The sequence below is a fragment of the Collimonas arenae genome (genome assembly GCF_001584165.1).
Taxonomy (GTDB): domain Bacteria; phylum Pseudomonadota; class Gammaproteobacteria; order Burkholderiales; family Burkholderiaceae_D; genus Collimonas; species Collimonas arenae.
Genome location: NZ_CP013233.1, coordinates 4,030,405 through 4,052,224, shown reverse-complemented (window position 1 = coordinate 4,052,224; position 21,820 = coordinate 4,030,405). Strand labels below are relative to the sequence as shown.

At 56.3% G+C, this 21,820-nt stretch carries 22 protein-coding genes and 1 pseudogene; 10 read left to right on the top strand and 13 right to left on the bottom strand.

Features of this window, described 5'->3' with window-relative positions; genetic code table 11:
- Positions 1 to 186: 186 nt before the first annotated feature.
- The 3 genes and pseudogenes from CAter10_RS22145 to ffh form a co-directional block, all read right to left on the bottom strand.
- Complete coding sequence (locus tag CAter10_RS22145; protein WP_128083144.1) at positions 187 to 813, bottom strand: hypothetical protein; 627 nt, start codon at positions 811 to 813, stop codon at positions 187 to 189.
- 53 nt (positions 814 to 866) lie between these two features.
- Positions 867 to 1,235, bottom strand: a complete 369-nt coding sequence (locus CAter10_RS22140; RefSeq protein WP_061537577.1) for an SWIB/MDM2 domain-containing protein — start codon at positions 1,233 to 1,235, stop codon at positions 867 to 869.
- Between the two features lie 353 nt (positions 1,236 to 1,588).
- Positions 1,589 to 2,954 (bottom strand): annotated as a pseudogene (gene ffh / locus CAter10_RS18550) (signal recognition particle protein).
- Positions 2,955 to 3,324: 370 nt separating this feature from the next.
- On the opposite strand from ffh, the gene CAter10_RS18545 reads away from it, so the two are divergent.
- The 10 genes from CAter10_RS18545 (at position 3,325) to CAter10_RS18500 (ending at position 15,627) form a co-directional block, all read left to right on the top strand.
- Positions 3,325 to 4,134: a cytochrome C assembly family protein gene (locus tag CAter10_RS18545; protein ID WP_061534581.1), complete on the top strand. Its 810-nt coding sequence runs from the start codon at positions 3,325 to 3,327 to the stop codon at positions 4,132 to 4,134.
- Complete coding sequence (locus CAter10_RS18540; protein WP_335340170.1) at positions 4,082 to 4,399, top strand: PP0621 family protein; 318 nt, start codon at positions 4,082 to 4,084, stop codon at positions 4,397 to 4,399. Before CAter10_RS18545 ends, CAter10_RS18540 begins: the two co-directional genes overlap by 53 nt.
- A gap of 85 nt (positions 4,400 to 4,484) precedes the next feature.
- Positions 4,485 to 6,206, top strand: a complete 1,722-nt coding sequence (locus CAter10_RS18535; RefSeq protein ID WP_061534579.1) for a sensor histidine kinase — start codon at positions 4,485 to 4,487, stop codon at positions 6,204 to 6,206.
- A gap of 78 nt (positions 6,207 to 6,284) precedes the next feature.
- The gene (locus CAter10_RS18530) at positions 6,285 to 7,772 is read left to right on the top strand and encodes a sigma-54-dependent transcriptional regulator (RefSeq protein WP_061534578.1); all 1,488 of its coding nucleotides are present in this window, start codon (positions 6,285 to 6,287) and stop codon (positions 7,770 to 7,772) included.
- Positions 7,773 to 7,852: 80 nt separating this feature from the next.
- On the top strand, positions 7,853 to 8,425 hold the full coding sequence (gene ampD, locus CAter10_RS18525) for a 1,6-anhydro-N-acetylmuramyl-L-alanine amidase AmpD (protein WP_236905414.1): 573 nt from the start codon (positions 7,853 to 7,855) through the stop codon (positions 8,423 to 8,425).
- A gap of 521 nt (positions 8,426 to 8,946) precedes the next feature.
- Positions 8,947 to 11,871 (top strand): ribonucleoside-diphosphate reductase subunit alpha, encoded by a 2,925-nt coding sequence (locus tag CAter10_RS18520; RefSeq protein ID WP_061534577.1) that lies wholly within the window; start codon positions 8,947 to 8,949, stop codon positions 11,869 to 11,871.
- A gap of 141 nt (positions 11,872 to 12,012) precedes the next feature.
- The gene (locus CAter10_RS18515) at positions 12,013 to 13,185 is read left to right on the top strand and encodes a ribonucleotide-diphosphate reductase subunit beta (RefSeq protein ID WP_061534576.1); all 1,173 of its coding nucleotides are present in this window, start codon (positions 12,013 to 12,015) and stop codon (positions 13,183 to 13,185) included.
- A gap of 472 nt (positions 13,186 to 13,657) precedes the next feature.
- Entirely contained in the window at positions 13,658 to 14,398 is a 741-nt protein-coding gene (locus tag CAter10_RS18510) for a histone H1-like DNA-binding protein (protein ID WP_061534575.1), read from the top strand.
- Positions 14,399 to 14,752: 354 nt separating this feature from the next.
- Positions 14,753 to 15,295, top strand: a complete 543-nt coding sequence (locus CAter10_RS18505; protein ID WP_061534574.1) for a YggT family protein — start codon at positions 14,753 to 14,755, stop codon at positions 15,293 to 15,295.
- Positions 15,292 to 15,627: a DUF167 domain-containing protein gene (locus CAter10_RS18500; protein WP_061534573.1), complete on the top strand. Its 336-nt coding sequence runs from the start codon at positions 15,292 to 15,294 to the stop codon at positions 15,625 to 15,627. The genes CAter10_RS18505 and CAter10_RS18500 overlap by 4 nt, the downstream gene beginning before the upstream one ends.
- 111 nt (positions 15,628 to 15,738) lie before the next feature.
- Here the strand turns inward: CAter10_RS18500 and bfr are convergent, their stop codons facing one another.
- From bfr to CAter10_RS18460, 10 genes are all read right to left on the bottom strand, one after another.
- Positions 15,739 to 16,209 carry a bacterioferritin gene (gene bfr, locus CAter10_RS18495; RefSeq protein ID WP_061534572.1) on the bottom strand — a complete coding sequence of 157 codons (471 nt, stop codon included), beginning with the start codon at positions 16,207 to 16,209 and terminating at the stop codon, positions 15,739 to 15,741.
- Positions 16,210 to 16,563: 354 nt separating this feature from the next.
- Positions 16,564 to 16,980, bottom strand: a complete 417-nt coding sequence (locus tag CAter10_RS18490) for an ExbD/TolR family protein (protein WP_061534571.1) — start codon at positions 16,978 to 16,980, stop codon at positions 16,564 to 16,566.
- On the bottom strand, positions 16,980 to 17,720 hold the full coding sequence (locus tag CAter10_RS18485; protein ID WP_061535458.1) for a MotA/TolQ/ExbB proton channel family protein: 741 nt from the start codon (positions 17,718 to 17,720) through the stop codon (positions 16,980 to 16,982). The genes CAter10_RS18490 and CAter10_RS18485 overlap by 1 nt, the downstream gene beginning before the upstream one ends.
- Positions 17,721 to 17,800: 80 nt before the next feature.
- On the bottom strand, positions 17,801 to 18,040 hold the full coding sequence (locus CAter10_RS24380; protein WP_335340169.1) for an energy transducer TonB: 240 nt from the start codon (positions 18,038 to 18,040) through the stop codon (positions 17,801 to 17,803).
- Positions 18,037 to 18,498, bottom strand: a complete 462-nt coding sequence (locus tag CAter10_RS18480) for a hypothetical protein (RefSeq protein ID WP_335340168.1) — start codon at positions 18,496 to 18,498, stop codon at positions 18,037 to 18,039. Before CAter10_RS18480 ends, CAter10_RS24380 begins: the two co-directional genes overlap by 4 nt.
- 21 nt (positions 18,499 to 18,519) lie before the next feature.
- Entirely contained in the window at positions 18,520 to 18,750 is a 231-nt protein-coding gene (locus CAter10_RS22135; protein ID WP_082797985.1) for a (2Fe-2S)-binding protein, read from the bottom strand.
- 93 nt (positions 18,751 to 18,843) lie between these two features.
- Positions 18,844 to 19,164 carry a hypothetical protein gene (locus CAter10_RS18475; RefSeq protein WP_061534570.1) on the bottom strand — a complete coding sequence of 107 codons (321 nt, stop codon included), beginning with the start codon at positions 19,162 to 19,164 and terminating at the stop codon, positions 18,844 to 18,846.
- A gap of 101 nt (positions 19,165 to 19,265) precedes the next feature.
- The gene (gene hemP, locus CAter10_RS18470) at positions 19,266 to 19,451 is read right to left on the bottom strand and encodes a hemin uptake protein HemP (protein ID WP_197467261.1); all 186 of its coding nucleotides are present in this window, start codon (positions 19,449 to 19,451) and stop codon (positions 19,266 to 19,268) included.
- Between the two features lie 350 nt (positions 19,452 to 19,801).
- On the bottom strand, positions 19,802 to 21,037 hold the full coding sequence (locus tag CAter10_RS18465) for a THUMP domain-containing class I SAM-dependent RNA methyltransferase (RefSeq protein ID WP_061534568.1): 1,236 nt from the start codon (positions 21,035 to 21,037) through the stop codon (positions 19,802 to 19,804).
- A gap of 180 nt (positions 21,038 to 21,217) precedes the next feature.
- Entirely contained in the window at positions 21,218 to 21,820 is a 603-nt protein-coding gene (locus CAter10_RS18460) for a 2-hydroxychromene-2-carboxylate isomerase (RefSeq protein WP_061534567.1), read from the bottom strand.

Below are 21,820 nucleotides of genomic sequence, written 5' to 3'. Positions count from 1 at the left end.
GAGTGGTTTTTGGCCGCCATCGCACTGATGGCGGCAATTTTTTGGATGAAAAATGACTTATTTCAAAAAAGAATGCATGGCATGCAGCTGGCTGCCGCGGCATGGTTCCTGCTTTCGATCGCGCCGGGCACGCTGGCCGCGAATACTGTTAGCGCGCCCGATCAGAATCTCCAGATACAGCACTATTCAATGACGTTGGGACGCGACGGCGTCAAGCGCGAAACCACATTCACCGAGCGCGTGTACCGTCGCAACGGCGAGGTCTGGACGGAGCGCCTGATACCGGCCGAAGCGGCAGTCGAGGCCGAACACGATCACGCGGGGCACAATCATCCGGATGCCGGCAGTTCTCCGATGTGGGTGCGGCGCCAGGCTGACGGCTCGCTTGATGCGCGGCTGGTCGAGCGGCACCAGCGTCGTACCGTCAAGGTCGATCCGCAGTACTACGGCAATATTGGATTCAACGGCAACTGGGGCAGTATTTTCTATCTGAGCGATCCGCAGAGCCTGAAAAAAATGCGCGCAGTCGGAGCGGTCAGCAATGGTGTGCAGAACTATGAAAGCAAGCGCGGGGATGTAACGGTGCGCGTCAGTTGGGATGTCAAAGGCCAGTATCCGCGGCGGGTCGAATCGAGCGATACGCATGGACATGTGCGGCGCGAAACGCGAGTGACTCTGATCGAGGCACCCAATCCATTGCCTTGGAAGACGCTGCTGGCTATGCCGATGTTGATTATTCGGACTTGCTGGATTGAAGCGAATATCTTGCAGAAACAAAAACGCCCGCGCGATGCGGGCGTTTTTGTTTGGCACTCAGGGCGGCACGTTGAACTCGCGTTGAACCAAGTTCTGCTAGGCCCCAAGCATTATTTCAGGTGGTCGGAAATGAGCTTTGTCATTTCAAACATCGACACTTCCTTTTTGCCGCCAAAGACAGCTTTCAGTTTTTCATCTGCAAGGATGTTGCGCTTGTTTGCCGGGTTTTGCAGATTGTGCTTCTTGATGTATTCCCAAACCTTCTTGGTCACTTCCGTACGTGGCAGCGGTGCTGCGCCAACTACGGCGGCCAGGACAGCTGATGGCGTCAGAGCTTTCATGAATGCAGCGTTAGGCTTGCGCGCTACAGTACCGGTTGCAGTTACTTTTTTAGGAGCTGCTTTTGGCGCCGATTTGGTCGGTGCCTTGGCGGGTGCGACAGCTTTCTTTGCCGCTGGTTTTTTTGCTGCTGTGGCCATCTTTGAGCCTCCTTCAGGGATATTGAGAAAATGCGTCAAGCACGCATCGCTAATAGTGTTGCGCTTTTCCTGGCGATGCAAGTGTTTTTTATGGGTTTGTGCGGGTTTTGATACGGAAGAGGAATGCCCGGCGGAGCCAGTGTCTGCGCCGGATTGGCGGCTTGAACCCGGCGATTGGCAGCGCCGGATAGGCTTCGGCGAAGGTAACAGATAGCCGCAACTGACGGCCGAGGTATGCGAATTGGGCTGATAACTATGCAAAAAGCCTTGCAAGTCAATGACTTGCAAGGCTTTTTGGCGCGTTTTCCGTCGATTCTTTACAGCGGACTTGCAACCAGGGCGTCGGTTTGCGCTTAGCGCATGCCTGGCATCATGCCCTTCATGCTGCGCATCATTTTCATCATGCCGCCGCCTTTAAGTTTTTTCATCATCGATTGCATTTGGTCGAACTGTGACAGCATGCGGTTGACTTCCTGCACCTGGACCCGGCGCCGACGGCGATGCGGCGTTTGCGCGAAGCCTTGATCAGTTCCGGTTTTGCGCGTTCCTGGGCCGTCATCGAATTGATGATGCCTTCCATCCGGCGCACCTGCTTTTCAGCCTGGTCCATATTGGCGCCGCCTGCCGCTTGCTGGAACTGGGCTGGCAGTTTGTCCATCAGGTTCGACAAGCCGCCCATTTTCTTCATCTGGCCGAGTTGCGCCTTGAAGTCGTTCAGGTCGAATTTGCCGCCTCCTTTGATCTTGTGCGCCAGATCCTTGGCCGCTTCGACGTCGACGCCTTTTTGCGCTTCTTCGACCAGCGCCAGGATGTCGCCCATGCCGAGGATGCGGTTCGCCATGCGGGTTGGGTCGAAAGCTTCCAAACCATCCAGTTTTTCTGCGACGCCGGCAAACTTGATCGGCTTGCCGGTGATATGCCGCACCGACAGCGCGGCACCGCCGCGGGCATCGCCGTCCAGCTTGGTCAGCACGATACCGGTCAGCGGCAGCGCATCATTGAAGGCTTTGGCGGTATTGATGGCGTCCTGGCCGAGCATGGCGTCAACCACGAACAGGGTTTCGATCGGCTTGACGGCGGCATGGATAGCGCTGATTTCCAGCATCATCGCTTCGTCGATACCCAAACGTCCGGCGGTATCGATGATCAGCACGTCGTGGTAATGGCGCTTGGCGTAATCCAGTGCGGCCAGTGCGATCTCGACCGGTTTGTCTGTCGGCGTGGTCGGGAAGAAATCGGCGCCGACCTGCGCTGTCACGGTTTGCAGCTGGCCGATCGCGGCTGGCCGGTAGACGTCGGCGGAAACCGTCAATACCTTTTTCTTCTTTTGCTCGCGCAGGTATTTGGCGAGTTTACCGACCGTAGTGGTTTTACCGGCGCCTTGCAGGCCGGCCATCAGGATGATCGCCGGCGGTTGGGTTGCAAAATTCAATTGCGAAGCTTCCGGGCCGAGGTCGGCGCCCATCAGCGAAGCCAGTTCGCGTTGCACCACGCGACCAGGGCCTGGCCAGGGGTCAGCGATGCAATCACTTCTTCGCCAAGCGCCTTTTGCTTGACGTTGGCGATGAACTCGCGCACCGCCGGCAGGGCAACGTCGGCTTCCAGCAGTGCCAGGCGGACTTCGCGCAGCATGTCCGCGGTGTTGGCTTCGGTGAGGCGCGCTTCGCCGCGCATGGTTTTGACGACTTTGGCGAGGCGTTGGGTAAGATTGTCGAGCATGGGTAACAGCGTTTCCAGAAGAGGTGCAATCGGTCGATGCGACTCGGGTTGCGTGCAAATTTCATATGAATCGCACGCCAATTCGCATTAAAAATGAATATGGTAATGCTTGTAGCCAGCCATTTTACCCGATGCCGGGCAAAATCTGCGCCCTGGCTGGGTGCGCGTTATCAAGGCTTGTTCATAAATGGCAATGCGTCCGATGGTGCTGTCCCACAATCACGATATATAAATACTAATACATTGCCATGCCGCGGGCCTGTCCGACTTTGCAACACATGGCGACTGACGCGAAATGTTGCCCGAGGTTACGCTATCATTGCGTGTTGTCATCACGCCGCTGTCGCGTCACTTGCTGTAAACTTACACGATGCAAACATATCTTTTCGTTCTGGTGGCGCTGCTATATATAGGCTGCACCTTTTTGCCGTCCAGCCGGCGCCAGGCCATTTCCCTCATCGTTGCCGCAGCATGGTTGCTGCACGGCGGCGTGTTGTGGGCCGACGTTGTCGGACCGGAAGAGTTGCGTGTCGGATTTTCGATGATGCTGTCGGCAACGTTATGGGTGTCGGTGGCGGCCTACTGGCTGGAGAATCGTAATTACACGCTGGACGGGCTGCGGGTCCTGGTATTGCCGATGGCGGCCCTGGCGGCTGTGCTGCCGGCAATATTCCCTGGCAACATGGTGCCGCTGGATGGCAAATCGCCTGTATTCCTGTGGCATATCGTGATTTCCATCCTGGCCTACAGCACGCTGACTATCGCCGCTTTCCATGCAGTGCTGATGGTGTTGCAGGAGTCGCGCCTGCATACCCGGCCGGGCGGTGCCAAGGGAGGCTGGTTCGGCGCAGCACTGGATCGTTTGCCAGCCTTGCTGACCATGGAAAAATTATTGTTCCGCCTGATTGCCTTCGGTTTCGCGCTGCTGACGCTGACTGTGCTGTCAGGCGTGGTGTTCTCCGAACAGTTGTTTGGCAAGGCGTTCAAATGGGATCACAAGACCATTTTCACCATGCTGTCCTGGGCTTTGTTCGGCCTGTTGCTGGCCGGTCGCAAGTGGCAGGGCTGGCGCGGTCGCACCGCGCTGAGTTTTACCTTGACCGGGTTTGCCATTTTGCTGCTGGCATATGTTGGGAGCCGTTTCGTGCTTGAAGTTGTATTGCATCGGGTGTTGGTATGAGATTTGTTATTCTGGTGGTGATCCTGCTGGCCGTGATTGTCTGGTTCCAGCGCTTGAAAAAAACCTTGGCCGCGGTCGTCCGTCGTCCGGTGGAGCGCCTTTTCCGGGCGGTGCGCCGGCAGCCACCGCACCCGAGCCGACGCAGGTTGAGGCGATGGTTGCCTGCGTTCACTGCGGCATGCATTTCCCGGCATCGGAAGCGATTGCCGATTCTTCCGGTGCAATATTCTGCAGTGCCGAGCATCGTCGACTTCATGCTTCCTAGGTTTTATCCCTGACTGCGCCGAGTGCATCCAGCCTAAGGTGTACGAAGGTGATTCCCCGATTGTAGCGAGACAGGATAAATACGCATGACCAACGCCAGGCGCCACCAGCCCAACGATAAACCCGAGACTTTCTGGCGCTCGCTGCAAACCTTCAATGTGACCCGGATTGTCGTGGCGATGGTGATGCTGGCTTATCTCAGCACCCAGAACAAGAACGAAATCTGGTTCTCCCAGCTGTTCACGAGCGCGCAAACCTGCAGCGTCTACCTGCTCTGCGCCATCCTCTTCACGCTGGTGACCGCGTATCACCGGCGGCATTACATGCTGCAGATCGTGTTGCCGATCAGCGTCGATATCGTCGCGGTGTCGATCCTGTACGTCGGCTCCGGCGGCGCCAAAGGCGGCCTGGCTATCCTCTATCTGTTTCCGCTGGCCGGCGCGGCGATCCTGGCGCCGCTACTGGTGGCGTTGCTGTTCGTCTCGGTTGCGACCATGGTGTTGCTGGCCGAAACCGGTTACCAGATACTGCAGTCGACACCTGATATTTCGACCATGCACGCCGGTTTGTACGGCAGCGCCTTCTTCTTTTCTGTGCTGGTGATCAACCGCCTTGCCGACAAGCTGATCAAACAGGAAGAACTGGCGACACAGCGCGGCCGGGACCTGCGGGTGCAAATGGACATCAATCGCATCGCCATTAAGGATATGGGTGACGGTTTGCTGGTGGTCGATCCGGTCGGCACGCTGATCATGGCCAATCCGGCCGCCGAACGGATGCTGGGTTTGTCGTTGCCGGATGATGAGCCGCGCCTCAAGCTCGGCGATTCGACGCTGCTGGCGCCGATCGCCGATGCACTGTTTGCCTGGGAGTCGCGGGTCGGCGATCTGCCCGGAACGGTGTCGCCGATCGCCGGCGAGGCAGTGTTCGTCACCATCAAGCATACCGAAGACCTCGGGCCGGATCCGGCGGGTATGGATTGGGCCGGGCGCCGCGAGCTAGTGGCGCATTTGAAAGTGCGCTTTGCGGCAGTCCGGATGCGCGACCTGAGCGAGTATCGCGCCGTCATTTTCTTGCAGGACGTCAGCGAAATCGAAAACCAGGCGCAGCAGCTCAAGCTGGCGTCGATGGGGCGCCTGACGGCTAGCATCGCACATGAGGTACGCAATCCACTGGCGTCCATTTCCTATGCCTCGACCCTGCTGTCGGAAGAGGAAACCAATCAGTCGCAAGAGCGCCTGCTGACGATTATCGATGACAATGTGGCACGCCTGAACCGCATGATCGAGGATATCCTGAAGCTGTCGCGCAAGGCACAGCGGCAGCTTGAGCCGATCCTGCTGGCGCCGCTGTTGCAGGACATCGTCAAGGATTTCCGGCAGACCCATGCGGTTGCGGCGGAGAGCATCGCGCTCCAGGTCGACGCCGCCGACCGCCATCAGGTGTGGTTCGATCCCTTGCACTTGCGCGAGGTGGTTGCAAACCTGCTCTCAAATGCAGTACGTTACGCCAGTGGCCAGCCTGGCGGCATGCGTTTGCACGTGATGTCGAACGTGGCTGGCCGCCTGGAGTTGCATGTGCAGGACGATGGTGAACCGATCTCTCCGGCAGTGCGCGCGCATTTGTTCGAACCGTTCTACACCACATCCAGCAAGGGCACCGGACTGGGATTGTTTTTGGCGCGCGAACTATGCTTGAATAATGGCGCGCTACTCGATTATGAATACCGGCACGACGTTCATGGACAGAATTCCAGCCACGTAAGTGGCCGTTTTGTTATTGCGTTTGCCCCCGATGATCCTTTGTAATGACTTGAGGGGCAGAGTGGCAAGCGGCGTTATCCTGCTCCTAAACGATTAAAACTGACTGAAAAAAAGACCATTTCCATGACTTCACCTCGTATTCTGGTCGTTGATGACGAAGCCCATCTGCGCGAATTGCTGGAAATTGCACTGGTCAAAATGGGGCTTGACGTCGACAGCGCCGAAAACCTGACCGTAGCGCGCGCCCGTTTGGCGCAGCACGACTATGCGCTGATCCTGACCGATATGCGCCTGCCGGACGGGCTGGGGATCGAACTCGTACGCGAAGTCACCTGCGGCGAAAAGGTCATACCGATCGCGGTGATTACCGCCTATGGCAGCGCCGACAATGCCGTCATGGCGTTAAAGGCCGGCGCTTTCGATTATCTGTCGAAACCGGTGGCGCTCGATCAACTGCGTTTGATGGTGCAGTCGGCATTGCGCATCGGGAAGCCGGCCGAGCAGAACCGTCCGCAGCCGGATGCGCGGGTCCGTGGCGGCCCCGGCTTGCGCCTGATCGGCCAGTCGGCGGCGATGCAGGAGTTGCGCACCCAGATAGTCCGGTTGGCGCGCAGCATGGCGCCGGTGGCGATCACCGGCGAGTCCGGTAGCGGCAAGGAACTGGCTGCACGCGATATTCATGCACTCAGTCCGCGCGCCGACAAACCCTTCGTTGCCGTCAATTGCGGTGCTATCCCGGAGGCCTTGATGGAGGCCGAGTTCTTTGGCTATCGCAAAGGCGCTTTCACCGGCGCTGCCGACGATCGCGACGGTTTCTTTCAGGCCGCCAACGGCGGCACCCTCATGTTGGACGAAGTCGCCGACCTGCCGTTGGCGATGCAGGTCAAGTTGCTGCGCGCAATCCAGGAGCGGCGAGTACGCAAAGTCGGCGCGACGGCAGAGGAGGCGGTTGACGTTCGTTTGATCAGCGCCACCCACCAGAATCTGTCCGAGTGTGTCGAATCAGGTAGATTTCGACAGGATTTGTACTATCGTTTGAATGTCATTGAATTAAAACTGCCGCCGTTGCGGGAACGACTGGACGATATCAGCCTGCTGGTAGCTGCAATTCTGGGACGTTTATCAGTGTTTGCGCCGCAGGCAGAACAGGCCAGCCTGACGCCGGCAGCATTGGAGGCGTTGCGGGCCTATGCGTTTCCCGGCAATGTGCGTGAACTGGAAAACATCCTGGAGCGCGCATTGGCGTTTGCCAATGACGGCTTGATCGAAGTGGCCGATCTTGGGTTGAAGGGAGTGGCTGGCGCCAGGCCCGCCGAGGCATCGATGTTCGACGATGGCGAGATCGATGCCTTGGCTGGTGTTGGTGCTCCAATCGCCAGCGCCGCGATGACGGCCTCCGAAACGGCTGTAGCGGGTGCGGGGATGCAGCGCGCCGGCCTGGAGTTACCGCCGTCGCTGCCAGATTATCTCGATGACATCGAACGCGATGTCATCCGGCAAGCATTGGCACGTACGCACTTCAACCGTACCAAGGCGGCTGATCTGCTCGGCATCAGCTTCCGCCAGTTGCGCTACAGGATGCAGCGATTGTCGATTCACGAACAGGATTAATTGATTGTGACCATGACGGAGCCGCAAAAGAATGCAGCATTACCGGTTCGGCCTTACTTCGAGGTTGGCGCCGACGGCTGGTGCCGCCCGATGAAGTCGTGCGGCATTCGTCGCCGAATTGCGATGCCAGACCCGCCGGCTGCAGCGCCGATCTGCTGGTAATACACAATATCAGCCTGCCGCCGGGGCAGTTCGGCGGCCCCTATATTGCCGATCTGTTCAGCAACCGGCTCGACTATGATGCCCATCCTTATTTTGATCAGCTGCGGCCATTGCGGGTCTCGTCCCACTTCCTGATACTACGCGATGGCGGCGTGGTCCAGTTCGTGTCAGCCAATGATCGCGCCTGGCATGCAGGGGTATCCAGTTTCGAGGGTCGTGAACGTTGCAACGATTTTTCGATCGGCATCGAACTGGAGGGCAGCGATTTCGAACAATTTTCTGATCTGCAATATCAAGCGCTGGCAACATTGACCCATGCGTTGCGCTTGCGTTATCCTCTCGCCGCGGTGACCGGGCACGAGCATATTGCGCCAGGCCGCAAGACCGATCCGGGTCCGTTTTTCGACTGGACCCAATACCAGCAAGCGTTAGCCGGGCATATGCCGCAAGCGCTCAGCACCCCGCCGCTCCGCTTCCCTGTTATAGACTGAAAAAGTCAATTGCATTCTTGATTTTTGCACATAAAAAAGATCACTTTTAAAGATTGCGCCAGCGACTTCTAGGCACTACAATTAGTAAAAATCAAATCCAGAAAACTATATGTAGTGTTTTTTGTGTCTCGCATTTGGCTGTTTTGTTGTCTCTCTGCATATTTGAATGCTTTATATCGTACATATATAGATGTAGTGCAGATGCAGGTGCCGGATAGGCGGCAGGGCGGTTTCCCAGTTGGTCGAGTTTGCTATTGGTTGTATTTGGCACTCATTTTTTCATCTTGTTTTCAACGTATTTTCAACTTAGGTTCGTGCATTTCCAGTCATTCCGTTGCGATGTCAGTCATGGGTATCAAGTCTTGCTGCCACAGCATGAAGGCAGGTTCGATGCAGTATCTGACTGATGTAGAAATGGCATGCGTTGTATCTGCACCGGTGAACCCTTACCGGTTCCAAGGTTCTAATTAATAACAGCAGGCGTAATGAGTTCGCCTGCTTTCACAGTCTCGGGAGGCTCAGTGCAATCTACTCAAGAAATTTCCGTCAAATCATCAGCCGATGTTGCTGGTGTCACGCCATCGGCCGGTAGCGGCTCTCCCGTCAAGGTGTCCAGCAGCTTCGGCGATTACCGGATCATTCGCCGTAACGGTGCTGTGGTCGGTTTCGAACCATCCAAGATTTCGATCGCCGTCACCAAGGCTTTCCTGGCTGTCAACGGCGGCCAGGGTGCAGCCTCGGCGCGCGTGCGCGAGCTGGTCGAACAACTGACCTCGAATGTGGTTGCGGCGCTGGTGCGCCGCCAGCCGAATGGCGGCACATTCCATATTGAAGACATCCAGGATCAGGTCGAACTGTCCTTGATGCGCTCCGGCGAACACGATGTGGCGCGTGCCTACGTGCTATATCGCGCCAAGCGCATGGAAGAGCGTTCGCAACAGCAGACCGGCAGCAAGCCAGCTGTCGGCGGTACCGAATTGTTTGTCACTGAAGATGGCCAGCGCCGCGCGCTGGACATGGGCCAGGTGCGCGGCCTGATCACCGCGGCCTGTATCGGTCTGGAAAAGCACGTCGATGCTGAAGCAATCCTGGCCGAAACTGTCAAGAACCTGTACGACGGTGTGCCGGTTGAAGAGTTGCACAAATCTGCGATCCTGGCGGCGCGTGCGTTGATGGAAAAAGACCCTGCCTACAGCACGGTTACCGCGCGTCTGCTGATGCACACGATTCGTAAGGAAGTGTTCGGCAAGGAAGTGGCCCAAGCCGACGCACCGGCCGAATACCTGGAATATTTCCCGAAATTCATTAAAAAGGGTATTGAAGCAGATTTGCTCGATGCCAAGCTGGCGCAATTCGATTTGGCTTTGCTGGGTGAGGCGTTGAAGCCGGAGCGCGACCTGCAATTCGGTTACCTCGGCCTGCAGACGCTGTATGACCGTTATTTCCTGCACGTCCGCGATATCCGCATCGAAATGCCGCAAGCGTTCTACATGCGCGTGGCGATGGGCCTGGCGCTGAATGAAGTCAACCGCGAAGCGCGCGCCATTGAGTTCTACAACCTGCTGTCCAGCTTCGACTTCATGAGCTCGACGCCGACCCTGTTCAACTCCGGCACCCAGCGCTCGCAGCTGTCGTCCTGCTACCTGACAACGGTGGCCGACGATCTCGACGGCATCTACGAAGCGATCAAGGAAAACGCCTTGCTGGCGAAGTACGCCGGCGGCCTCGGCAACGACTGGACGCCAGTACGTTCGCTGGGCGCCCACATCAAGGGCACCAACGGCAAGTCGCAAGGCGTGGTGCCATTCCTGAAAGTGGTCAACGATACCGCCGTGGCAGTCAACCAGGGCGGCAAGCGCAAGGGCGCAGTCTGTGCCTACCTGGAAACCTGGCACATGGACATCGAGGAATTCCTCGACCTGCGTAAAAATACCGGCGATGACCGCCGCCGTACCCACGACATGAACACTGCCAACTGGATTCCTGACCTGTTCATGAAGCGTGTGATGGAAAAGGGCGAGTGGACCCTGTTCTCGCCAAGCGATGCGCCGGACCTGCATGACAAGGTTGGCAAGGCCTTCGAAGCAGCTTACACCGGCTACGAAGCCAAGGCTGCACGTGGTGAATTGCGCCTGTTCAAGAAGGTCCAGGCGCTTGACCTGTGGCGCAAGATGCTGTCGATGCTGTTCGAAACCGGCCACCCATGGATCACTTTCAAGGATCCATGCAACATCCGTTCGCCGCAGCAGCACGTCGGCATGGTTCACAGCTCAAACCTGTGCACCGAGATCACGTTGAACACCAATGAATCCGAGATCGCCGTCTGTAACCTGGGTTCGGTCAACCTGCCGGCACACATGAAAGACGGCCAGCTGGACCGCGCCAAATTGCAGAAAACCATCAATACTGCGATGCGCATGCTGGATAATGTGATCGATATTAACTATTATGCAGTCAAGAAGGCGCGCGATTCCAACCTGCGTCACCGTCCGGTTGGCCTCGGCATCATGGGATTCCAGGATTGCCTGCACATGATGCGCGTACCTTATGCATCAAAAGAAGCGGTCGAATTCGCCGATCGTTCGATGGAAGCAGTCTGCTACCACGCCTATTGGGCGTCGACCGAACTGGCGGAAGAGCGCGGCCGTTACAGCAGCTACCGCGGCTCCTTGTGGGACCGTGGCATCCTGCCGCAAGATTCGTTGAAACTGCTGGCGGAAGAGCGCGGCGGCTATCTTGAAACCGACATGTCCGAGTCGCTGGATTGGACCGAACTGCGTGCCCGCATCAAGGAATTCGGCATGCGCAATTCGAACTGCGTAGCGATTGCGCCGACAGCGACGATCTCGAACATCATCGGTGTATCGGCATGTATCGAACCGACTTACCAGAACCTGTACGTGAAATCGAACCTGTCCGGCGAGTTCACCGAAATCAATGAGTATCTGGTGCGTGACCTGAAAGCGCGCGGTCTGTGGGATGAAGTGATGATCTCCGACCTCAAGTATTTCGACGGCAGTCTGGCCAAGATTGATCGTATCCCGCAGGATTTGCGCGATATCTATGCCACCGCATTCGAAGTTGAGCCGTCCTGGCTGGTGGAAGCGGCATCGCGCCGTCAGAAATGGATTGACCAGGCACAGTCGCTGAATATCTATATGGCAGGCGCATCCGGCAAGAAGCTGGATGAAACCTACAAGTTGGCATGGTTGCGTGGTCTCAAGACCACCTACTACCTGCGTACCATCGGCGCAACGCATACCGAGAAGTCGACTTCGAAAACCGGCGCATTGAATGCGGTGGCAGTCGATGGCGGCATGAGCGGTGGTGCTGCAGCGAGTTACGGTACCGCGCCAGCGGAAGCGGCGCCACAGGAACTGGACGGCCCGGCGTGCACCATGCGCCCTGGTGATCCTGGTTTTGAAGAATGCGAAGCTTGCCAGTAATACTGTTCAGATATAAAACGAAATAATGAAAAGTAGGGTGGGCAAGTTTTTTGCCCACGCGTTACCGAAATAAACCTGGTGGCGGATTTGACGTCACGCGTGGGCACGGCTGCCCACCCTACAAAGATAAAGGAATAAAGAATGCTCTCCTGGGATGAAGAAAAAAGTTCGGCGCCTGCTCCTCGTACCCCGCCGGCGCAGCCAGGGTTTATCCCTTCGGGCCGCCCGCAAATGTCCGATACCGCTTTCAATCCGGCAGTGATGGGACAAGCAGCAGCGCCTGCGGTCGACACCACGCATCGCGTCAATGCGGCCGACAAGCGCATCATCAACGGCCATACTGACGTCAACCAGCTGGTGCCGTTCAAGTACAAATGGGCTTGGGACAAGTACCTGGCCGGCTGCGCTAACCACTGGATGCCGCAGGAAATCAACATGCAGCGCGACATCGAGCTGTGGAAGAACCCGAACGGCCTGACCGAAGACGAACGCCGTCTGGTCAAGCGCAACCTGGGTTTCTTCGTCACCGCCGACTCGCTGGCAGCCAACAACATCGTGCTCGGCACCTATCGCCACATCACGGCGCCGGAATGCCGCCAATATCTGCTGCGCCAGGCGTTTGAAGAAGCGATTCACACTCACGCCTACCAGTACATCGTGGAATCGCTCGGTCTGGACGAGGCAGAGATATTCAACGCCTATCACGAAGTCAAATCGATCCGCGACAAGGACGAGTTCCTGATCCCTTTCATCAATACGCTGACCGATCCAGAGTTTAAGACCGGCACGACTGAAAACGATCAGAAACTGCTGCGCTCGCTGATCGTCTTCGCGTGCATCATGGAAGGGCTTTTCTTCTACGTCGGCTTCACGCAGATCCTTGCGCTGGGCCGTCAGAACAAGATGATGGGCGCTGCCGAACAGTATCAATACATCTTGCGCGACGAGTCGATGCACTGCAATTTCGGGATCGATTTGATCAACACGATCAAGATGGAAAACCCACATTTGTGGACACCGGAATTCCGTGATGAGATTAAAGCGTTGTTTTTAAGCGCAGTAGAGTTGGAATATCGCTACGCAGAGGATACAATGCCGCGTGGAGTGCTCGGTTTGAATGCGCCAATGTTCAAAGGGTATTTGCGGTTCATCGCAAATCGCCGCGCGCAACAGATCGGACTGGACCCAATGTTCCCTCAGGAAGAAAATCCCTTCCCCTGGATGAGTGAGATGATCGATCTGAAAAAAGAACGCAACTTTTTTGAGACTCGTGTAATCGAATATCAAACCGGCGGTGCACTGAACTGGGAATAAAGGCTTCAGATCTCGGACAAGAATAACGAGGTGGTTGGACGAGGTAGACGGAGACCTGCAGCGCTTAGTACATAAAAAAGAGTGCGCAACTGAAAGGTGATTTCCAAATTTAATGAACAGTCAAAGACAGCTTCGTTCTTATCTGTTGTCGCCGCTTACCCCGATTCAATCGGGTTTGGCGGCGTTTTCTTTGGGAAAAGCAAAGTGTCTCTGCAATAGAATTCCGACGCTGGCGTAACCGCCGGCGTTTTTTGGCCCAGGAGCGCGGCAGATAGGTGCTGCGACAGACTCCGGCCAATGATGGCTGAAGTGCTGCATCAATGAGGGGATGGAGCAGTTCAGCTGGTGCCGAATTCATTAGCACAAGCAGAATTGATTGTGCCGATGAATAATCCGCCGTACCCATCGCGATGGGTTCGTCGGGTTTCCAACTTGGAGCTTGATTTTTTCCATCACGTGAAGGAGAAACAAAATGGCAACAGCAGCAAAGAAACCCGCAGCGAAGAAACCCGCTGCGAAGAAGGCAGCGCCGGCCAAGAAGCCAGTAGCTAAAGCAGCAGCAAAACCAGCAGCTAAGAAACCAGTTGCTAAGAAAGCTGTAGCAGCGAAAAAGCCGGTAGCTAAAGCAGCAGCAAAACCAGCAGCTAAGAAGCCAGTTGCTAAGAAAGCCGTCGCGGCCAAAAAGCCAGTAGCTAAGAAAGTAGCAGCTAAACCAGCAGCAGCTAAGAAGCCAGTTGCTAAGAAAGCTGTCGCGGCCAAAAAGCCAGTAGCCAAGAAAGTAGCAGCTAAACCAGCAGCGGCGAAGAAGCCAGTTGCTAAGAAAGCTGTTGCGGCTAAAAAGCCAGTAGCTAAGAAAGCAGCAGCAAAACCAGCAGCTAAGAAGCCAGTTGCTAAGAAAGCTGTTGCGGCTAAAAAGCCAGTAGCTAAGAAAGCAGTAGCAGCCAAGAAGCCAGTAGCTAAGGCAGCAGCGAAACCAGCGGCCAAAAAGCCGGCAGTGAAGAAAGTCGCGGCTAAGCCAGCAGCAAAAAAGCCAGTAGCTAAGGCAGCAGCTAAACCTGCCGCCAAGCCTGCAGCTGCTAAGCCGGCTGTTAAGAAAGCCGCAGCTAAGCCTGCAGCAAAAAAGCCGGTAGCTAAACCGGCAGCTGAGCCAGCAGTAAAGACAGTGCTCAACCCGGCAGCAGCTTGGCCGTTCCCGACTGGCACACGTCCGTAATTAGTGTTTGTCAGTGCGCCTGAGCAGCTTCAGGCGTATCGCCCGCTGTATAGCCTAGCGCTATCCAGCGGGTTTTTATTTTGACAGCCACTATTGAAAAAAGCTGATGCGGCGGGCACGACCATGTTGCACGGTCTGCTCCTCCAACGCTGCCGACTGGGCCGGGCAAAGCGGAAATAGCTGGTAGGATGAGATTCCTGCTGTTTGCCTGATCCCTGACATTCGATACGGTGCTGCAGCCTGGCTCACATTTTTCAACTGAATTCGGGTAAGTTATCGGCATGTCGGGCGACAAACGCTATGGCGTGTCGTAGCTTGGAACCTGCATGTCCAATCTGGAAAAGGAAACGCTTCGTGTTGCAGAATATTTTTACCTTGATTATCGAAACGATTGCTAGCGTCCTGGGCGGTGTATTGCTGCTTCGGTTCTGGATACAGGCGGTTCGGGTACGTCCGCCGCAACAACTGGCGCAATTCATCTTTACCCTGTCCGACTGGGCGGTGCGCCCAATGCGCAAGCTGCTGCCGGGGCTCGGCGGCTACGATTGGGCTAGTCTGATTGGCGCAATCTTGGTCGCGGTGATCTGTATCCTGCTTGAACTGGGCGTCAGGTCCGCGCTGAATGCGTCATTGATTTTCAGCTTGTCGGCGCTGCTGTTTTTTCAATGGGTGTTCTATGGCTTGATCGCATTGCTGATTATCGAGGCGATCTTCAGCTGGGTGAATCCGCATGCACCTTTGGCGCCCTTCGTACGAGCGTTGAACGAGCCGCTGCTGCGTCCTTTGCGCCGGATCATTCCGTTGATCGGCAATGTCGACCTGTCGCCTCTGGCGGCCTTGATACTGCTGCGGGTAGTGCATCAACTGGTGATTTATCTGATCATGTCGCTGGCATGAGCCGCAATGCACCCGCTGCCGCGTCTGGCGGTTCCTGGTGCAGTGAGATTGCCGGTGGCGTCCGGCTGGTGTTGCAGGTGACGCCCAATGCCAAGAAGAGCCAGGTAATCGGTCCGCTGGAAGACGTACTTAAACTGCGCTTGCAGGCGCAGCCTATTGAAGGCAAGGCGAACGAGGCGCTGGTGCGTTTCCTGGCGGAGTTGCTCGATGTGCCGCGTAGCAGGATCAACATCAGCCACGGCCTCACCAGCAAACGGAAAATGGTGGAAGTGCTCGGTGCCGGATTGACAGTCGAGAGCGTCATGCGTGCGTTACTGGTAGATGCGCAATAGCTTCGCTTAAAGTAAAAACGACTTCCGATAAAGATATCGGAAGTCGCTTGGCCAGGCTTTCCTGCTGTGGCGCCGGGCGCCTAGAGGTTGGGTGCGCTGAAAGACGCCGGCTCAGGCGTCCATCTGGCTTTGCAGATAGTTCTGCAGGCCGACCTTGTCGATCAGGTCGATCTGGGTTTCCAGCCAGTCGATATGCTCTTCGGTATCTTCCAGGATTTCGCGGAACAGTTCACGCGAGACGTAATCGCCAGCCTTCTCGCAAGCCGCAATGCCTTCCTTGACGGTTTTTTGCGCGCCTTGCTCCAGTTTCAAATCGCATTCCAGCATTTCCGGCGTCGATTCGCCGATCATCAGCTTGTGCAATGCCTGCAGGTTCGGCAAACCGTTCAGCATCAGGATACGATCGATCAGCTTGTCGGCATGCTTCATCTCGCCGATCGACTCTTCGTACTCTTTCTTGCCGAGCTTTTCCAGGCCCCAATGCTTATACATGCGCGCATGCAGGAAATACTGATTGATGGCAGTCAGTTCGTTGGTCAGTTGTGCATTGAGCAGCGTGATGATTTGTTTTTCGCCTTGCATGGGAACCTCTTGATGATAGGGGGAGCGGGACGAGGAGGGCTGTACGCCGGGTGCTACTGGCGGTTTTCATGCCGTATCCTCGCGCGATCGGTGTGCTGCAACCGAAATCGCAGCCATGATAGCGCATGCCCCGTGCTTTTTCATCTTCAGATAGCGCGAATCATTTTCATTGTGATTTGTGCACCAGTCCGCTGAGGGGGCGAGTAGTCATGCCCACATGCAAACAGAGCCCGCGCATCGTCGGATGGGTGGGCTCTTTGTGTTGTAGCCGTTGCAAATTGCCGATAGTGGTCAGCTATAGAAATTTACAAGTGATCGATAAATATTTGGCGCCATATCGATTTGAACTAGGCCCTATTTTGTATCCGGCTCCGTCACGAAACCGATCTTGCCGAGACCGCCGGATTGCGCAGCGGCCATCACCTGCGCCACTTTTTCATACTGCACGGTGCGGGCGGCGCGCAGATGCAACTCTGGTTGCGGCTGTTTTTGCGCCGCTGTCGCGATGCGTAAGGCCAGTTCATTATGGTCAACCGGCTCTTCGTTCCAGAATACTTTGCCGTCGGCATCGATCGCCAGGTTGATGTTTTCCGGCTTGGTCTGGTCTGGCTGATTACTGGCGCGCGGCAGATCTATCTTGACCGCGTGGTTCATGACCGGAATGGTCATGATGAAGATGATCAGCAGTACCAGCATCACATCGACCAGCGGCGTGGTGTTGATTTCTGGATTGAAATCGTCGTCCGAATCGGACAGTGAGCCCATTCCCATCATGCACCTTTCACGGCGACCAGTTTGGCGCCATTGCCCGAACCGTTCGCTTGGTCGGGTTCGTTATTGCTCGAACGGGATCCCGTGACGAACAGGGCGTGCAGGTCGAAGCCAAACTTGTTCAGTTTGGCGATGATGGTCTTGTTGCCGCGCACCAGCGCGTTGTAACCGAAGGTGGCCGGAATCGCGACTGCCAGGCCCAGCGCAGTCATGATCAGCGCTTCGCCTACCGGGCCGGCGACCTTGTCGATGCTGGCCTGGCCGGAGGTGCCGATCGACACCAGCGCATGGTAAATGCCCCAGACAGTGCCAAACAAGCCGACAAACGGCGCTGTAGAGCCAACCGAAGCCAGTACCGCCATGCCGGCCTGCAATTTGCCGGAAACCTCATCGATAGCCTGGCGCAGCGACAGCGTGACCCAGTCGCTGACCGACAACTGGTCGTGCAGGTGGCCTTTATGGGCAGCGTGGTGGCGCATTGAGGACACGCCGGCTTGCGCTACCTCGGCGAACGGATTCTCGGTGCCAAGTGTGGCGATTCCCTCAGGGAGGCTGGTGGTATCCCAGAACTGATGACCGGCGGCATGCGCGGCACGCTGGAAACGCAGAATCTGTAACGCCTTAGTCAGGATGACGTACCAAGATGCAATCGACATCGCGACCAGCAGGACGGCGACGCTCTTGATGACAAAGTCGCCCTGACCCCAGAGCGCTTCTAACCCGTATGGACTTGCTTCCATGATGAACTCCCCTTGTATCTTTGAATTGATTGCGCCTGAATTGGCGCGATGCGCCAAAAAACGCCATGACTGGACTGTAATTAACTGGACAACTGGAAATTGATCGGCACGATGGCAAATACCGGCATTGCCTTGCCGTCTTCCGTATATGGCTTGAACAAAGCGCGCATCACTGCCTGCTTCGCCGCCTCGTCGAGACGGCTGGAGCCGGATGACTTCTGTATTTCGACACGTTCGGCGCGGCCTTTATCATTGATCAAGACGCGGATCACCGATTTGCCTTCCTCACCCATGCGTTTGGAGACCGCTGGATATTTCACATCAGGCGGCTGGATGTACTCGACGCCGGAGGTGATGGTGCGCGGCTGCGCCGGAGCGGCAACCGGTGCCGGGGCGGCGCTGCGACAGCGACCGGCTCTTCGCGTTGCGGAGGTTGCGGTGGCGGCGTCGGCACCGAAATGGCAGTTTCTGACGGGGTATTGTTGACGACCGGGGTAGGGCGCGGCGGTGTAATGCTTTTCTTCACCACTGCGACAGTTTTGGGTGGTGCCGGTTGTGGCTTCGGCGGTGTCGGTTCGGGCGCTTTCTCAGGCGTGATGAAACTGGCGATGATTTCTTTCGGCAGTGCTTGGGCAGCTTGATGAATCAAACCGTTTTCCAGCGCCCAGAAAAAGGCAACATGCAACAGCAGGATCGTGCCCAGCGGGCCGATACGTTTGACTTTTTTCCACGTAAGCGTAGGCGGACGCGCGGGTGGACGGATTGTTGCTGACGACATGATTATGCGGACTTCGCCCGGTTACGCGGCTTGTACGTTTGGCTGGAACACCAGTGCCTGAACATGTCGAAGGGCTGCCGGGGCGCGGTTATCCAGGCATTCACGCAAGAGGCTTTTTGCACAGGTATGGCATTTCCCGCAGCAGGTTGCGATACCCAGGTTCTCACGCAGTTCAGACATCGAAGTCATGCCCGAATCGACGGCCTGCCGGATTTTTCGATCAGAGACGTTATTGCAAACACAAACAATCATTTTGTATCCTACTGCCATAGTTGGAAGGCAGATTAAAAATAAAAGCAGGCCGAAAAAAATGCGATTGCGGCCGGTTGGTTTATCGATATGGCTTTAGCAAACTCTGTTGCCGGCGCTGAATCTGCCTAGCAACGTGTATTTCTGGGGGCGCGGCATCGTGTTTTCGACGACGCTGCCCCATTGCTCCGACAATTGCTGGCAGGTTGCGCGCAGCACAGGCGCCAGATTCGGCAAGTCGGCCAATGCTTTCAAATGCCGCTCGATTACAGATGCCAGCTTGACGCAGCCGCTGCTTTCCTGGCTGTGTGCGGTGTAATGCGACATCAGGTGCAGCACCGCTGAAACCAGCAACTCCGGCTGTGCTGGTGCGCCGTTTGGCTCCACGAAAGCCGGATTGATTTTCTCAGAGACCATTCAGTACTCCTCTATCAGTATCTCGCTGGCTGGCAGTTGCGACAGGCGGGCTTCACAAGTAATGGCTTTTAAAAACGGCTTTTCCTGTTATTGCAATGCGCTCAGGCAGTCAGGATCAGCTTGTTCAACTGGGTCAACCGGAGCTTGTAAATTCTGCCGCCATGATCGATTTCCAGTTCGCGCATTTGCTTGAACAGATCCTGGCTCTTGATTCGCGTGACTGCTGACGCAACTGACTTTGTGATGCTGGACACCGAGTCTTTATCAACTGGAGTTTCGCGTCGTATCGAGTGGCTCATTATAGTCCTTTCTGTAAATGCGAACAATTCGTATTTGTATTATTCTCCACTTGAACGGGGAATGCAAGCGCTTTTGACGCTCGGGGTGCGTGCCGCCCGCAGGCGGTTTCCCCAGAGATAATATTCATCTGTTTTATTATTTATTTGACAGTAAATTCTGTAAGCACAATCAGCATGCGCAAGATACGACGGCTATATTCAAGCTGGTTGTGTCTAACGAGCAATGGGAGGGAAGGTGTAGCGGCCGTGTTGCGGCATTCGGCTGGCAGAAATGAAACAGGCGCAATCGACTGGATTGCGCCTGTTTATTAGGAGAGGCTATAAAGCGGTTGGCGTGCTTATTCGGTTTTTGGTTTGGCCGCTTCGCGCCGGTTGAAGCCGGCCACCATGTCGAAGCGGAACAGGCGGCATTCCAGTGCGCCGTTGAAGAAAGGCGTCTTGCGCGCTTCTTTCAGGCGCAGCAGCTTCGGCAAGCCGAGGTCGGCCGAGAACAGGAAGATGCTCCAGCCGGCAAAGCGCTGCTTCAGGGTGGTGCTAAAGGCAGTAAAGAACGCGGTCAGCAAATCGTCGCTGCTCAAGGTGCTGTCGCCGCGCACGCCAATCCGTTCGCCATAGGGCGGGTTGGTCAGCATGATGCCGCCTTCGGCATCGCTCGGCGGTTTGACTTCCTGCGCTTCGATCTGTTTGATCGGTACTTCAAACAAGATGCCGGCATTGCGCAGGTTGTTGATGGCAATTTGCACCATGTCGCCTGAGATGTCGCTGCCGAAAATGGTTGGTGTGGTCGGCAACGGATTAGGCTTGAAGCTACCTTTGATCGCTAGCCATTTGTCGCTTTCGAAATCGTTGAATTTTTCAAAGGCGAAGTGACGCCGGGCACCGGCCGGGATACCGGCCAGGATCTGTGCCGCTTCGACCAGGATCGTGCCGGACCCGCACATCGGATCAAACAGTACCGTGCCTGGTTTCCAGCCGGTGGTGCGCAACAGGCCGGCAGCCAGGTTCTCGCGCAACGGCGCATCGCCGGTTTCCGCGCGCCAGCCGCGCTTGAACAGCGCTTCACCCGAAGTGTCCAGATAGAGCGTGAAATTATGGGCATCGAGAAAGCCGACGATGCGCATGTCCGGCGTGCCGGTATCGACCGAAGGACGTTCGTTGTACAAGTCGCGGAAACGGTCGCAGATGCCGTCCTTGATCTTCAAGGTGGTGAATTGCAGGCTGCGCAACGGCGATTTCACTGCAGTGACGTCGACGCGAATGGTGTGGCTGACCGGAAACCAGCTTTCCCATTCCTGTTCGAGCGTCATGTCGTAGATATCGTTTTCGGTCTTGTATGCGCCATGCGTCAGGCGCAGCAGCACCCGGCTGGCGATGCGCGAATGCAGGTTGATGCGCCAGGCATCGCTCAGCAAGCCGGAACAATGGACGCCGCCTGGAACCTGGGTATGGACCTTGAGCGTCACGGCAGGGGCGCTGAACTGCGCAATTTCATTCAGCTCTTCTGCCAGAGCGCCCTCCAGGCCGCGTGGGCAGGGGCAAAAATAGGAGTGTTTATCTGTAGCTTGGTGTGACATGAGGGATACCCTTTATCCGTTGACGATCGGACCTCGATAAACCTACTGCGCGGTTCAATCTCGGCACTGCGATGCTCACCGTACTTTCGTACGGCTGCGCTTCTCCTGCCGATCTTGGACCATGTCAGCGTAGCTGAGGCTACGGTTTTTCGAGGCCCTTTATTACTAATAAAAAACAATTTATCTGGCGAAGGCGCGCTCCACAAAATCCAGCCGGTCCTGGCCCCAGAATCCTTCGCCGTCGACCACATACCAGGGGGCGCCAAATACATTGGCGGAAATCGCCTCTTCGGTAAACCGGTCGAATTCATTCTGGATGCTGGCGGTTTCGGCCGATTTCAGCAGGGTCTTGCCGTCATGGCCGAGGTCGGTGGCAATCGCGATCAGGGTAGCGCCGTCGGCGATATTGCGTTGTTCGGCCCAGACTGCGCGCATTATAGCGCTGGTTAGCGCTAGCGCGGCTTCGGTACCGTGCGCCAGTTGCGTCGCAATGATCAGCTTTGCGGCATCGTCGCTTTGCACCGGGAAGAAAGTCGGTTGCAGGTTCAGTGGCACTTGCAGGTATTCGCTCCAGCGTCGTAGTTCCGCCAGTCGATAGGCCTGGCGCTGCGGTGAGCGCTTGGCCAGCGGCAGACCGCCGGAGATGCTGAAAACTTTCGACAGGTCGCACGGCTTCAGCGCGATCTTGACGTTATGTTGCTTGGCCAGCTCCAGCAAGCGTGCATGGCCCAGGTAGGCGAACGGCGAATGCGGCGCAAAATAATATTCACAAAGCTTGCTCAT

Coding starts and splice junctions, on each gene's coding strand:
- CAter10_RS22140 (WP_061537577.1), bottom strand. CDS start 1,235: ATGGCCACAGCAGCAAAAAAACCAGCGGCAAAGAAAGCTGTCGCACCC.
- CAter10_RS18545 (WP_061534581.1), top strand. CDS start 3,325: ATGCAAACATATCTTTTCGTTCTGGTGGCGCTGCTATATATAGGCTGC.
- CAter10_RS18540 (WP_335340170.1), top strand. CDS start 4,082: ATGTTGGGAGCCGTTTCGTGCTTGAAGTTGTATTGCATCGGGTGTTGG.
- CAter10_RS18535 (WP_061534579.1), top strand. CDS start 4,485: ATGACCAACGCCAGGCGCCACCAGCCCAACGATAAACCCGAGACTTTC.
- CAter10_RS18530 (WP_061534578.1), top strand. CDS start 6,285: ATGACTTCACCTCGTATTCTGGTCGTTGATGACGAAGCCCATCTGCGC.
- CAter10_RS18515 (WP_061534576.1), top strand. CDS start 12,013: ATGCTCTCCTGGGATGAAGAAAAAAGTTCGGCGCCTGCTCCTCGTACC.
- CAter10_RS18510 (WP_061534575.1), top strand. CDS start 13,658: ATGGCAACAGCAGCAAAGAAACCCGCAGCGAAGAAACCCGCTGCGAAG.
- CAter10_RS18500 (WP_061534573.1), top strand. CDS start 15,292: ATGAGCCGCAATGCACCCGCTGCCGCGTCTGGCGGTTCCTGGTGCAGT.
- bfr (WP_061534572.1), bottom strand. CDS start 16,209: ATGCAAGGCGAAAAACAAATCATCACGCTGCTCAATGCACAACTGACC.
- CAter10_RS18490 (WP_061534571.1), bottom strand. CDS start 16,980: ATGGGAATGGGCTCACTGTCCGATTCGGACGACGATTTCAATCCAGAA.
- CAter10_RS18485 (WP_061535458.1), bottom strand. CDS start 17,720: ATGGAAGCAAGTCCATACGGGTTAGAAGCGCTCTGGGGTCAGGGCGAC.
- CAter10_RS18480 (WP_335340168.1), bottom strand. CDS start 18,498: ATGTCGTCAGCAACAATCCGTCCACCCGCGCGTCCGCCTACGCTTACG.
- CAter10_RS22135 (WP_082797985.1), bottom strand. CDS start 18,750: ATGATTGTTTGTGTTTGCAATAACGTCTCTGATCGAAAAATCCGGCAG.
- CAter10_RS18475 (WP_061534570.1), bottom strand. CDS start 19,164: ATGGTCTCTGAGAAAATCAATCCGGCTTTCGTGGAGCCAAACGGCGCA.
- CAter10_RS18465 (WP_061534568.1), bottom strand. CDS start 21,037: ATGTCACACCAAGCTACAGATAAACACTCCTATTTTTGCCCCTGCCCA.
- CAter10_RS18460 (WP_061534567.1), bottom strand. CDS start 21,820: ATGAGCAAGCTTTGTGAATATTATTTTGCGCCGCATTCGCCGTTCGCC.